A 13,378-nucleotide genomic window follows, 5' to 3' on the forward strand; every position below is an offset into this window, starting at 1 on the left:
TGCGCTGCCGACGGGTGAACCATGGACAATGTGAGGGCTGCAGCGACAAGCCCAAGCCAAACTGAACGCATCAATCCTATCTCGCGTAAATAACCAGACCCGCGATGACGACCATGGCCGCCACCGCAAACAAGTGGGCACAAGCGACCGATACAGCTTCGACCGCGGGCCCTGCTTTTTGCTTCAGCCCGGATACGGGCATGCGCGACGCGGGCTGCGCCTTGGAGCGAGATATCGTCAATTGAACAGTCCCCGATGCCGGCGCGACAACGTCCCTATGCGCCAACGGCCACAAACTCCGCATCAAATGAGGCGAGAGTGAGTCATGAACATGACATGAGACGATTGACCGCCGGCGCCTCCGGGATCATGCTCTAGTTATCCTGCGTCGCCCATGCCCTGCCGGCTTGTGCGACACCCGGTGCGACATCGCGCCCGCAATTCTCTGCAGCGCGTTCGAATTGCTCCTGAATTTCAGGCGTCACCGCTCCACCTGCACTGTCGATCTCGCGCAGAGAAATTGTCGAGGTGAATTCGGCCGCGAAGCATCTGCAAAACTTTCTTGAATCGTTCGAAGGACGGTTCGGGCGCTTGCGGAAATGATTTGAACAGCTCTTTTCCAGGTTGGATGCCATCTGGTCGATTTCATTGGCCGACGCAAGGGATGCGCAGGCGAGCGCCAACGCGATTGCTACGCCTCTAGACCGCATCCTACCGTTTCGCGCCAAGGTTCCGATCCCAAATTCACATGCAACTGTCATACTATACCTTGGTTTCGCGCATTTATGACGCTTTGTATTCATCCCCGTTCGGGCCGCGCCTTAAACTGGGATGAATTGTCGCAAATGCGACGGTTGAATCCGTCATCCCCAGCGGAGATGGTCGCGCATGGGACGAATCCTGGAATTGATCGCGATCATCGTGATCGGCGGCGGGAGCGCGGCGCTGTTTGCCTATTCGATGGGCTCGCTCGCGATGGACGAATTCGGCCTTGGCAGCCGGCAGCTCGTCTCAATTTCGCTATTGTCCGCAGGTTTTATCGCCTTGTTACTTGTTGTCGAGTTCCTCGGCACGTTCAGGACCGCCGCCGCGTCACAAGACGACGGCCCTCAACGGGAAAGCTTGATGCATCAGATCACCAAGGCCGATATCGTCATTTCCGTGGGCCGCGGCCTCATCATGGCCGCCGCGATTGTTGGAGCGACGTATTATTTCGGCAGCTGGTATCTTGGCGGCGAAGGCCTGGAAGCACTGTTCCACGGCGCGGATGACCACATCGCAGCTTCAGTCGAAAGCTCGATGACACCGAAAACCGAAGCCACGCAGTAACGCAGCTTCGGTCTCATCGCAAATTCAATACGCGACGGATTGCGGACGGCCGACACCGCTGTAAAGGAAGCCGTTGCGGATCACTTCGTCAGGCGAATAGATGTTGCGGAGATCGACGATCACCGGACAAGCCATGATCGACGCCATTTCCTTCAGATCAAGTGCGCGGAACTGCTCCCACTCGGTGACGATGGTCACCGCATGGCTGCCGCGTGCGCAATCATAGGCGCTGTCGCAGAAGATGACGTTCTCGAACACCTTCTTCGCCTGCTCCATCCCGACGGGATCGTAGATGCGAATCTCGGCACCCATGTCCTGCAATGCGGTGATCAACGGGATCGACGGCGCATCGCGCATGTCGTCGGTGTTCGGCTTGAAGGTAACGCCCAGGATCGCGATGGTCTTGCCGCGCAGATTGCCGCCGAACGCATGCGCCACCTTGCGGGCCATCGCGCGCTTACGCTGGTCGTTCACCGCGACAACCGTCTCGACGATGCGCAGCGGCGCTTCATGATCCTGACCGGTCTTGATCAGCGCCAATGTATCCTTCGGAAAGCATGAACCCCCATAGCCGGGACCGGCATGCAGGAATTTGCTTCCGATGCGGTTGTCAAGGCCTATGCCGCGCGCCACTTCCTGCACATTGGCGCCGACCTTTTCAGCCAGATCCGCAATCTCGTTGATAAAGGCCACCTTGGTAGCAAGAAAGGAATTGGCCGCGTATTTGGTGAGTTCCGCCGTGCGACGGTCGGTGTAGAGGATAGGCGACGCATTCAGGTGCAGCGGGCGATAAACTTCGGCCATGACCTGCTTGGCGCGCGTATCGCTCGAGCCGATGACGATGCGATCCGGATGCTTGAAGTCGCGAATTGCCGCGCCCTCACGCAAAAATTCCGGATTGGAGACAACCGCGAATTCGGCATCGGGATTCTCCTCGCGAATGATGCGCTCAACCTCGTCGCCGGTACCAACCGGCACGGTAGACTTGTTCACGATCACCGTGAATTTGGTGATCGATTTGGCGATCTCGCGGGCTGCTGCATAGACATAGGTCAGATCGGCATGGCCGTCGCCACGCCGCGACGGCGTGCCCACCGCAATGAAAACGACCTCGGAATCGCTCACCGCCTTGGTGACGTCGGTGGCGAAGCTGAGATGCTTCTGTTTGACATTGCTGGCGACCAGCGCGTCGAGACCCGGCTCGTGGATCGGGATCTCGCCGCGATTGAGCGCGTCGATCTTGCCCTCGTCGGTATCGACGCAGGTGACGTGGTGACCGAAGTCCGAAAAGCACGCACCCGACACCAGCCCGACATAGCCGGCGCCAATCATGGCAATTCGCATTGCATGTCCTGTCTTTTTATAAGTCCGCAGTCAGAACGACCCGGACGCCCCCAGTTTGTAGGGGCATGATCTGATCCGAAAACCGGCAGCCACTTTTCGGGATCATGCCTTGATGCCGTCACCCCTCAGCTGCTGAGCAGCAACTCGCCGTCGAGGTGTCGCGGAAAGAAGAAGAAGTTGTTCACGTAGGATTGCCCGGGTTTGCGGCCACCGTTGGGCAGCAGCGCATCGGAATCCTGCATCGTCCCGATATCGAAGAATTCAACGGGGACGATATCGTCATCGGCAAGGAAATAGCCGCGATAGTCCTTGCTCTCGAAGAATTCGAAGATCGATTTCGTGGCATCCGTGCGATGTCGGTCCTCCGCCTCGACAAGAAAGATCGGCTGGCAGCGGTCGATCAGGCCGGTCGCTCCCTTCAGAACGTTGAGTTCGTGCCCTTCCACATCGACCTTTACGAAAGCCACCTCGTCCTTCATGACGCCATCGAGCCGCGCCAGCGGCACATGAGCGGCGACGACATTGGTGACATTTGGCGCGTGCGACTGTTCGAGCGAGGCGAGACCATGGACGAGCCCGTCATCGCTCTGCGGAATGTAAAGGTCGGCATCGCCCTCATGGTCCGATAGCGCGATCTCGTGAATGCTGACATTCGATGCCGAAGTCCGGCGCAGCAGTGTCGCCATGTCGTGAGACGGCTCAAAAGCATGTACCTTGCCCGACAGCCTGGCCAGCTTTTGCGTGTAGAGCCCGACATTGGCGCCGACATCGACGGTGACGGCGCCGGCCGGCACGATCTTGTCGAGATAATTCAGTTCGCGCTCCGCCGATTTCGGCCGCTTCATAAAGCGCCAGCGCAGCCACATGGAAGGGAACGCGTCCTTCAAAATCTGCTTGGTCCGTTGTATGGCGGTCATCGCAGTCCTCTTTGTTCGAGGCAGTTTCGATCTGAAGAACGTCTGGATGCGCGGCATCTCGCATCAGGCAGCCGGATACGTCCCTGCCGCTCGCATCCTTCCGGACGAGCAGTCACTGAAGTCAGAATGCGTTGCCGGAAATGAATTCCTTGCGTACCGTCCGAACGATGATCCGGATATCCTGGGCCATGGACCAGCTCTCGATATAATCGAGATCATAATCAATGCGGGCGATCGCCAGCTTAGGGTCAACGGTGCTTCCCCGGCAGCCGCTGATCTGAGCAAGACCCGTAATCCCGGGACGCGCGCTATGGCGCTGGAAGTAGTAGGGTACGAGATCTTCATAGAGCATGTTGGCAGCCAGCATTCCCGGCACATGAGGACGCGGCCCGACCAGCGACATGTCACCCTTCAGCACATTAATAAGCTGGGGCAGTTCATCGAAACTCGTCTTGCGCAGAATCCTGCCAATCCAGGTTACGCGCGCATCTCCCTGCACCGTCTGTCGAACGCCAAACTTGTCCCCGAGATCGTTCCGCATTGAGCGGAACTTGTAGATCTTGAAGACGCGGTTGCGATAGCCGTAGCGATACTGCGTGAAGAACACCGGCCCGGGTGATGTCAACTTGATGATCGCGGCAACAATCAGGAAAAAGGGCAGGAAAAACACCAGCGCCGCCCCCGACGCTGTGACATCGAACAATCGTTTGGTGAGGGACGCTGAGGGTTCCCGCCTGATAAGCGCCTTGTTGCGACGACCGCGATAAGCGCCTTTTCCATAGATTCCGTAACCACCGGCAAGCTCCACCGGCCGCGTCGAGATAAACTGTTGCCCTTTCCAGAGTGGAGTCACCTTGCTTCGTTCAAGACCGACTGAAACAGTAGAGACCATTTGATTGACGCTCCCTGCTGGAACCGTGGTGGACATCCCTCTCCTCAGCGCGGGCGACGTGGTACGCCACTTGGTCGTCAGCGTCGTGGCATTCGCAGATGCGAATACTCACGAACCCTTTTGCCCCACACTTCGAATAGCTTTCGTCGATGAAGTTTCTTTAACTCTTTGCGCGAATTGGGGCCGCAAAGCGGTATTGACGTGGACGAGTTTGCAGCACGAGCCGTAACGATGATTGTGCAACGCGAAAAATTCTGTGTGGGAAAAAGCGCTTAGCTGCTTTATGACTGCCTTGCGCTGCGCTCAGCTTGGGTCAGCCATGCAAAAAACCGCAAGTACAACACGCCCCGAGATTATCATCGCGCAGCCGGGGAAAGCGGTGCATGATTTCGTTCATCACGTTCAAAGCCAAAACGTGATGGTTGCGATTCGAGTTGGATTTTTCATCGAATACTAAACGGCCTGGCATTACGTGCCACGCAGAAACAGTTTTTCATTCAGACATCGTCGCTAAGACCATGGCGCCAAGGCGGACCACACAGACCCACACGACGGAAGCACGGATTCTCGTGCTGCCTGATTGCACCGACACGCTGCGTTCCGACTCCATGCCGGGCCCCGCTGCACAAACGGACGAAGCGGTCATGGGCCATTCACCTTCCGATCGCACACAGGCGACCGGCCGCACGCTACGCTACCTTATTATCGTCGCGAATATAATTGCGTGGCTCGCCACGATTGCCGCTATCCGGTTCTTTTTCTTCTAGACTACCGGACTGCAAGCTCTCGCTGTCCCTCTGCGACGACATCGCCGACGCGCTACAAGATGATGTGTGGGCGATTAGGTTTGACCGCAACAAGTTCCCCGTCATAGTTTGACGACCATGCCACGCCACCCTTCTCATCAGCGCCGGAACAAGGCGACGCTGCCGCCTGACACGCGCATCTATGCCATCGGTGACATCCATGGCCGAGCGGACCTTCTTCAAGACGTCATTGCCCGGATCGATGAAGACATTCACCGTCGGCCAATTGCTTTCGCCGGCGAAGTCTATGTCGGCGATTACATCGATCGTGGCGCAGATTCGAAGGGCGTGATCGATCTGTTGGCAGCGCGCCTGGTGCAAAACCATGCAATCTGCCTGCGTGGGAATCATGAAGCGCTGATGGAAGAGTTCCTTTACGACAATCCTGCTGCACTCGATGGCTGGCGTCAGCTCGGCGGTCTTGCCACATTGATGTCGTATGGTGTCGCACCGACACGCGGGGAGACTGCCGAACAGGTGCAGCACGCTTTCTGCGCTGCTTTTCCCACCGCCCACCAGCTTTTTTTGCGATGCCTGCGGAACAATGTTCGCTGTGGCGACTTTCTGTTCGTTCACGCCGGTGTACGCCCGGGCGTGAGCCTCAATGCCCAGAATCCAAACGACTTGATGTGGATTCGGGACGAATTTCTGAACTCTGCGGCCGATCATGGACTTTATGTCGTGCATGGTCACACACCGGTTCCGCACGCGGATATTCGCGACAACCGAATCAATATCGACACCGGCGCGTGGCGCAGTGGCGTGCTCACATGTATCGCGATCGAAGGCACCGACATCATAATTCTGTAGCAGAACCTAGCGATGAGATCGTGAGGCACACGATTGCAGGTGCTGTAGGGACGCCCAACTTTCTTTCGCCGCTTTTAACCGGACAGTTCGCGATCAAATGTCATCGCACTCATGCAGATGACCGAGTTCATATCTTGTTGGGGATCTGTCATGCCATCGCTTCGCCGGCTTTCCGGTCTGCCCGTCCTGTCCTTGCTTATCCTCGGCGCGATCGTCGCCAATACGCCGAGCGGTTCCGCACAGCAACGCCTCTCCGCCGCTTCGCCTTCGGGCTCCTACATCCTCGGTCCGACCGATCGCATTCGCCTCAAGGTCTATGGCGAACCTGATATCACCGGCGAATATGAAGTCGACGCCAACGGAAATGTCTCGATACCATTGGCAGGCCAGGTGAAGGCCGCAGGCCTGACCACCAAGCAACTCGAACGCAGCATCACATCAGCTCTAGCCAAGGGCATCGTGAGAGATCCACGTGTGAACGTGGAAATGGTCGCTTATCGACCATTCTATATTCTTGGCGAGGTCAAGAAGAGCGGAGAATATCCGTATCGGGTCGGCCTCACCGTTCTTGACGCAGTTGCCACCGCAGGCGGATACACCTATCGGGCCAACGAGAACAAAGTATATCTGCGACGTGCCGGCTCGACGGTAGAAGAGATCTATCCCATGGACGCGCCAATTCTCCTTTATCCCGGAGACAATGTGCGTGTTCCCGAGCGATACTTTTAAATCTCTTCTCATTCTCAACACTCTGATTCAGTCCGACGAGCAGCGATACTGCTTCCGCGTTGCGCTGCCTTAGTCTCGTCTCTTTGCGCTGTGTAATGTTGTGCAGTGCGACGAACTTTAGTTTCGTACGCCACGTTGTCGCGAGCTTGGGGGGACGTTTCATCAAACGTGAGTTGAGCGTGTGTGCTAGCGGGGGCGCTTCATTCATCGGAATCTTGCCGGTTTTGCGGGCTTCGCGGTGAATTTCTAAGCGGCAATCGAGACTCGACAACGACTATTCGATCGCGAAGGACGAAAAATGCCTTTCGCAAGGGATGCATGATGAAATGTTCGCCGGCATCATTGGCAGCTGATGCGGTCGTCGCGCGCAAGAGCGCGCTCCGATCGGTGGCCGCCATGCGTCATGCACGGCGTTTCGCGCCATGGTCCGCAACCGCGCTGATGCTCGGCTTCGCCTCCTCCGCCAATGCACAGGCTATCCAGAACACCATGGACCCCTTGGGGGCGCCATGGAATGCACAGCGCATCTTCGAACCGTCCGCCTTGCCGGAGCTCGAGCATCGCGATACCCGCGACAATGACAACGAGCCGGTGGCTCCCGAAGACACCCCTGTTAAGGGCCGGCAGCATCCGGGTTATGAGCCGGTCGGCATTCGTTCGGGCTCGTGGATGTTCAATCCGTCGCTGATGACTGGCGCACTCTATGACAGCAATGTCTTTGCGTCGAACACACAGAAGAATGCGGACGTTGCTGCCACGATCGAACCGAGCTTGCGGGCGTATACGCTGTGGGAGCGCCACGGCATCGATCTGAAGCTGAATTCGCAGACCACGATCTATAATCAATATTCGAGCCTCGATCAGACCAATGTGAGTCTCAAGGGCTCGGGCTGGTTCGATGTTGCCCATGACATGGTGGTGCTCGGCAGTTTCCAGATCGCGCATCTAAACGAAGGCGTAGGATCATTGAGTTCGCCGACCAATGCGATTACGCCAACACCTTATAATCTGTTCTCGGGTGATCTCACTGTCCGCAAGGAATGGGGCCGATTAACTGCTTCGGTAGGCGCCCGTGTCGATTCCTATGAATTTGGCACCGCGCGCGCCCAGGACGGCAGCATCATCGACCAGAGCGGCCGAGACGGACAGATCTATGCGGTGCACGGCCGTATCGATTACGCTTTCTCGCCATCGCTCGGCTGGTTCGCCGGCGCGGAGGGGAATGAGCGCGATCTGCGGGGCACTCCGGGCTCTTCCATCGACTCCACCGGCTATCGCGTCCTGTCCGGTTTCACCGTCGGTCTCGGCCGTCTGGTAAAAGGCGAATTCGGCGGCGGATATGTGGAGCAGCGTTTCGACAACCCACTGATCGGTACCGTATCCGGTCCATCCTATCGGGCCAAGCTGACCTGGAGCCCGACGCGGATGCTCGACATCCACGTGAAGGCCGAGCAGCTCGTGACACAGACTTCCGACACCAGCTCCACGGGCGTGCTCGCCAATGCAGTGCAGGTCGGAGCCGACTACGAATTGCTGCGCAATGTCGTCCTATCCGCCTCTGCCGGTTACGAGGTCGACAACTTCTTCGGCCAAGACCGCCGCGACACGGTCACTTCGACCAACGCCAGCGTCAAATACCTGATGAACCGGTTCAGCGCGATTTCCGCCTATCACCGCTACACATCGCGCCAGAGCAACACGCCGCTATTCAGCTACGACAAGCACCAGGTGGGGATCAATGTTACAGCGCAATTTTGATCAAGCCTATCCTGCGACGGATCCCGTTCCGACATCTGTCGAGGGATGGAAGACGCCGACCGTCGACTTGCGCGAAATGGCCCGCATCCTTCGTCGACGCTGGCGCGCGGTCGTAGCGCCAGCAGCGGTGCTGGGTGCCATTGCCATAGCCTATATCCTGTCGGCAACGACACTCTATACGGCGACCTCGACGGTACTGGTCGATCCCCGCCGCGCCACCATGATCGAGACCAATCAGACGACGCCGACCAATATCGGCACCGACGATGCCACGATCGAGAGCCAAGCCCTGCTGATCCAGTCCGTGGCGACGGTACAGCGCGTGGTGGACAGGCTGAAGCTAACGCAGGACGACGAGTTCATCCCGAAACCCGGCCTGCTCGATCCCATCAAGAGCCTGTTCAGGAGCTCTAGTGGATCCGGTGGTCTCAGCCCGGAAGAAATCGCCCGCGCCAATGCCGTGGATATGCTGCAGCAGCGCATGAAAGTGACACGCCAGGGCACGACATTCCTGGTCGATATCGCCGTGAGTTCGGAATCGCCGGGCAAGGCAGCGACCATAGCCAATGCCGTCGCGTCCGCCTATTTCGATGAGCAGGTTCGCGCCAAAACCGACGCCAACAAGATCGCCGCCAAATGGCTCGGCGGCCAGATCGATGACCTCAAGAATCGCGTGGTGGTCTCGGAGAAAGCCGTCGCCGATTATCGTGCCGTCAACAATCTGTCGGTGGCCCAAGGCGTCACTGTCAACGACCAGCAGATCACCGATCTCAATAACAAGCTGATCGCCGCCCGCGTGCAGACCGCCGAAGCACGCGCCAAATATGACCAGGTGCAGCAACTCGCCAAATCCGGTGCCGATGCGGGCGGGCTGAATGCTGCTGTCTCCTCGGATATGGTCAGCAAGCTGCGTGCACAATATGCCGATATCGCCAAGAACGACGCCGATCTGACCAGCAAATACGGCCCGCGCCACCCTCTGGTCGCCAATGTGCGCGCGCAGCTGAAGGATACCCAGAAGCTCATCGATGAAGAGCTTCGGCGCATCGTCGAAAGCACAAAGCACGACTACGACGTCGCGCAATCGCGCGAGGCCTCGCTGCAGGACAGTTTCGACAAGCTGCAGGGCGTTTCGACGACATCTGGCCAGGCCCTGGTGCGCCTACACGAGCTGCAGCGCGAGGCCGAGGCCAATCGCACTCTTTACGAGTCTTATCTCGCGCGCTCCAAGGAGACGACGGCGCAGGAAAGCTTGGAACTGCCGGATTCCCGCATCGTCTCCATGGCGAATGTGCCACTATTCCCGTCGGCGCCGAAATCCAAGCTCATTCTGGGTCTCGCCGTTCTGCTCGGCCTCGGCGCCGGCACCGTGCTGGCGTTCCTGATCGATTATCTCGACGGCAAGATCAAGACGCTGGAGCAGGCCGAGACGATCACCGGGGTTCCGGCTTTGGCCGCACTGCCGACGATCGGCGCGCGCGAACTCGCCACCCGCGCCAGGCGGGGTCGCGCCGAACTCGCCAATTACGATCCACGCACCATGCGCCTGTTGCCGCCATCGCTGCAGCCGCCACTGATGCGATATGCTGTCGAGGAGCCCGGAACTTTCTTCGCCGAAGCGATCCGCGCCGTGCGCCTGTCGATCCAGCGCGCACGCAAGGTCGCCCCGGTCAAGGTAGTGCTGGTGACGTCCGGTCTCGAGAGCGAAGGCAAGACGACTTTTGCCGGCAATCTCGCGCTTTCGATCGCCACGCTCGGTATCAAGACTCTTCTGGTCGACGCCGACCTGCGCAATCCCGGCATGACCCGCGCGCTATGCCCCAATGCCGATGCAGGCCTGTTCCAGGTCGCCACGGGTGAAGTGCCGCTCGAACATGCGCTGCTGTTCGATCGCTCCAGCGGCCTGTCGATCCTGCCTTCGCCTGCAGTGAGAGACGTCGATGTCATCACCGAATTGATGTTTTCGGAACAGATGATCGAAACTCTCGAGCGCCTAAAGTCGCATTACGAGCTGATCATTATCGACTCGCCACCGCTTATTCCGCTGGTCGATGGCCGTGCGCTGGCCGAACTCGCCGACAGGATCCTGCTCGCTACCGCCTGGGACCGCACCCCGCGCGAAGTGGTCCAGCATACGATGGAACTTCTGGTACCCGTGCATGATCGCATCCTCGGCACGGTGCTGACCCAGGTCGATCTCTCCAAGATCCGCTTCTACGACTATTATCGCAGCTCCGCCTACCTCAAACCTTATGGTGTCCCCGTAAACACGGGAGCAGCCCGGTGACGGCGATCCAGACCGCATCACCGCAGCAGCTGCAACGTCACGGTGCCTTCGCTGCGGCTCGCGGCGTGCGTGTGCCGCAGCGCCGTCCGCTTCCGGACATTGGGCAGCTCGTCACGGCCGTCGTGGTCGGTCTTCTCACCATTGCCACGATTGCAATCTTCACACTGTCGGGCAGCGTTCTGACCAATCTGAAGATCCACTATCTCACCGCCGGCGGAAATTTCCTCGAGAAGCTGCATCCGACGACTTATCTGACCTTCGTGGCGACACTGTTACTGCTGATGAGACGCGGCGATCCGATCGAGGAGATCAACCGCACGTTCTCCGAAGCCAAGCTTCTGCTGATCCATCTGTTCTGCTGGTTTTGCCTGCTGATCCAGATGTTCGTGCTCGACCGCCCTTTCACGGTGATCATCGATACATTCCTGCTGCCAGTTTTGCTGTGCCTGCTGATCTGGCGCCTGACGCCGCAGCAGCGCCGCCCGCTGATCTGGGCGCTGCACGCCACGATGCTGCTCAATATTCTGATCGGCTACTATGAATTCGTATCGGGCCATCGCATCGTGCCACTCACCCTCGGCAGCGTCGTCGTGATGGGTGAATGGCGCTCAGCGGCATTGCTCGGTCATCCGCTTACAGCCTCGGGCATCGTCGCCGCCTATATCATGGCGCTGGTGCTGCGGCCGGCCGTATGTCCGCCGCTGCTCATCCGCATTCCATTGATCGCCTTTGCGCTCGGCTCGCTGATGGCCTTTGGTGGCCGCACGGCGCTAATGACAGTGCTCGCCGTGCTTGCGCTGACGGGGTTGATCGAGGCGTTCAACCTCATTCGCGGCAAACGAATTCCGCTGCTGGTGGCGGCCGGTGCCATCTGCCTCATTTTCGCTGCCGTCGGCCTCATCTTCGCCGCCTATTCGCTTGGCATCTTCGACAAGATGCTGCTCCGCTTCTCGTCTGACAAAGGTAGCGCTCTGGCGCGTGTCGCAACCTTCGACATGCTGTCGCATTTCCAATGGAGCGAACTGGTGCTTGGCCCCAATCCGGTTCGTGTGAATGCGCTGCAATCGCAACTCGGCCTCAACTATGGCATCGAGAACTTCTGGGTGTCCTGCATCGTTCAGTTCGGCCTTGTCCACACAATTCTGATCACCCTGGGGCTAACCTGCTTCACGATAGAGCTGATGCGGCGCTCCAGCCCAGCAGCTTGGGCGGTTCTCCTCCTGATTTTGATGATCGCAGCAAGCTCGGTCAGCTTTTCCTCGAAGAATATTCAACTGGCACAATTGGTGCTGTTGACCGCACTGCTGCTGCCACATGACCCGCGGCCGGCTGCGCCATCGCCACAGCTCAGAGCCCGGCGTCCGCAAGTTCGGCATCAGGAGATCGCATGACCATCTATGTCGACCATACCCATCTCGGCCGTCACGTCACCGGTCTCGAGCGCATCACCCAGGAACTATTCTCCGAAGCGGCGCTAAAACCGCTCGATATCGTTCCCATCACATCGAGCGGCACGCGCCAGATGATCACGACGCAGACATTCGGACTGCCTGCACGCCTCGCAACCTCCAATGCGCTGCTGCTCTGCCCGGGCTTTCCGCCGAGCCCGCTGCTACGCCCTTTTGCGCAACGCGTACTACCCTATATCCACGACGACTTCCTGATCACGCGCAGCGACGATCTGAACATCCGCGCCAAGCTCTATATGGCTGCTCCTTTCAGGATCGCGCTCAAGCATTATCCGCGCTTTCTGACCAATTCACGCGATACACTTCGCAAGATCAGCGCCTACACGCGCGCCGATGCGAACATCACACTGTACCGCCCCCCGGTGCGCAACGTCTTCAATCTGCAATCGACGGGACGCGATGCACGCGGTGTCAACGCGGCCCCGCTGCGCGCGGTGGCGCTCGGCACCGTCGAGCCGCGCAAAAATTTCGTCGCTGCCGGCCACATCGTCGGCGCGCTGCGCCAGCATGGCTTTCCCGGCGCAACGCTGGATATCGTCGGACGCAGGGGCTGGGGCGACGACTGGACCACGCTGGAGCGCATGCCCGGCGTCACGCTGCATGGCTATCAATCCGCGGAGAATGTCACGCGCCTGCTCGATCAGGCCGATATCTTTCTATGCACGTCACATGACGAGGGCCTCGGCCTGCCGCTGCTGGAGGCGCAATATGCCGGCTTGCCCGTCGTCGCCCCCAATGCCCCGGTGTTCCATGAAGTGCTTGGCAATTCCGGTATCTTCATCGACACATCCGACCACGGTAACGCCGCCGCGCAGATCGGTGCCGCCATCGCTACGCCAAAGTGGCGTCCGCAATACGCGTCAGCGGCGACTCAGAATCTGGCCCGCTGGAATGCGCTCGCCGCCAGCGACCACAACACCGTCATCGATCTGATCGCCGAACTTGCTATCGACGCAGTCAATCGGCGCACCGCACCGAAAGACAACATGATCGCCCGCTGATCACGTCATCGACGATCATGCATCGAACCGGGGACG

Annotated in this window: 11 protein-coding genes; 7 read left to right on the plus strand and 4 right to left on the minus strand. The window is 58.9% G+C overall.

What is annotated here, in order from left to right; translation table 11 throughout:
* Nucleotides 1–374: 374 nt before the first annotated feature.
* Complete coding sequence (locus E0H22_RS19210) at nt 375–635, minus strand: hypothetical protein (RefSeq protein ID WP_233022591.1); 261 nt, start codon at nt 633–635, stop codon at nt 375–377.
* A 271-nt stretch (nt 636–906) separates the two neighbouring features.
* On the opposite strand from E0H22_RS19210, the gene E0H22_RS19215 reads away from it, so the two are divergent.
* Entirely contained in the window at nt 907–1,329 is a 423-nt protein-coding gene (locus E0H22_RS19215; protein WP_233022592.1) for a hypothetical protein, read from the plus strand.
* Between the two features lie 24 nt (nt 1,330–1,353).
* On the opposite strand, the gene E0H22_RS19220 is transcribed toward E0H22_RS19215, so the two are convergent.
* From E0H22_RS19220 to E0H22_RS19230, 3 genes are all read right to left on the minus strand, one after another.
* On the minus strand, nt 1,354–2,673 hold the full coding sequence (locus E0H22_RS19220; RefSeq protein ID WP_233022593.1) for a UDP-glucose dehydrogenase family protein: 1,320 nt from the start codon (nt 2,671–2,673) through the stop codon (nt 1,354–1,356).
* A gap of 125 nt (nt 2,674–2,798) precedes the next feature.
* The gene (locus E0H22_RS19225) at nt 2,799–3,590 is read right to left on the minus strand and encodes an FkbM family methyltransferase (RefSeq protein WP_233022594.1); all 792 of its coding nucleotides are present in this window, start codon (nt 3,588–3,590) and stop codon (nt 2,799–2,801) included.
* Nucleotides 3,591–3,711: 121 nt separating this feature from the next.
* A complete protein-coding gene (locus tag E0H22_RS19230; RefSeq protein ID WP_233022595.1) occupies nt 3,712–4,518 on the minus strand; it encodes a sugar transferase in 807 nt (268 codons plus the stop codon).
* Nucleotides 4,519–5,366: 848 nt separating this feature from the next.
* Between E0H22_RS19230 and E0H22_RS19235 the strand changes: the two genes are divergently transcribed.
* The 6 genes from E0H22_RS19235 to E0H22_RS19260 all read left to right on the plus strand — a co-directional run bounded on the left by E0H22_RS19235 (nt 5,367) and on the right by E0H22_RS19260 (nt 13,342).
* Nucleotides 5,367–6,098 carry a metallophosphoesterase gene (locus E0H22_RS19235; protein WP_233022596.1) on the plus strand — a complete coding sequence of 244 codons (732 nt, stop codon included), beginning with the start codon at nt 5,367–5,369 and terminating at the stop codon, nt 6,096–6,098.
* 111 nt (nt 6,099–6,209) lie between these two features.
* Nucleotides 6,210–6,827, plus strand: a complete 618-nt coding sequence (locus E0H22_RS19240) for a polysaccharide biosynthesis/export family protein (protein ID WP_233022597.1) — start codon at nt 6,210–6,212, stop codon at nt 6,825–6,827.
* Between the two features lie 396 nt (nt 6,828–7,223).
* Nucleotides 7,224–8,585: an outer membrane beta-barrel protein gene (locus E0H22_RS19245; RefSeq protein ID WP_233022598.1), complete on the plus strand. Its 1,362-nt coding sequence runs from the start codon at nt 7,224–7,226 to the stop codon at nt 8,583–8,585.
* Nucleotides 8,566–10,872, plus strand: a complete 2,307-nt coding sequence (locus tag E0H22_RS19250; RefSeq protein WP_233022599.1) for a polysaccharide biosynthesis tyrosine autokinase — start codon at nt 8,566–8,568, stop codon at nt 10,870–10,872. Before E0H22_RS19245 ends, E0H22_RS19250 begins: the two co-directional genes overlap by 20 nt.
* On the plus strand, nt 10,869–12,263 hold the full coding sequence (locus E0H22_RS19255) for a VpsF family polysaccharide biosynthesis protein (RefSeq protein WP_233022600.1): 1,395 nt from the start codon (nt 10,869–10,871) through the stop codon (nt 12,261–12,263). Before E0H22_RS19250 ends, E0H22_RS19255 begins: the two co-directional genes overlap by 4 nt.
* Nucleotides 12,260–13,342 carry a glycosyltransferase gene (locus E0H22_RS19260; protein ID WP_233022601.1) on the plus strand — a complete coding sequence of 361 codons (1,083 nt, stop codon included), beginning with the start codon at nt 12,260–12,262 and terminating at the stop codon, nt 13,340–13,342. The genes E0H22_RS19255 and E0H22_RS19260 overlap by 4 nt, the downstream gene beginning before the upstream one ends.
* The last annotated feature ends 36 nt before the right edge of the window (nt 13,343–13,378 follow it).

This window comes from Rhodopseudomonas boonkerdii (assembly GCF_021184025.1).
GTDB lineage: Bacteria > Pseudomonadota > Alphaproteobacteria > Rhizobiales > Xanthobacteraceae > Tardiphaga > Tardiphaga boonkerdii.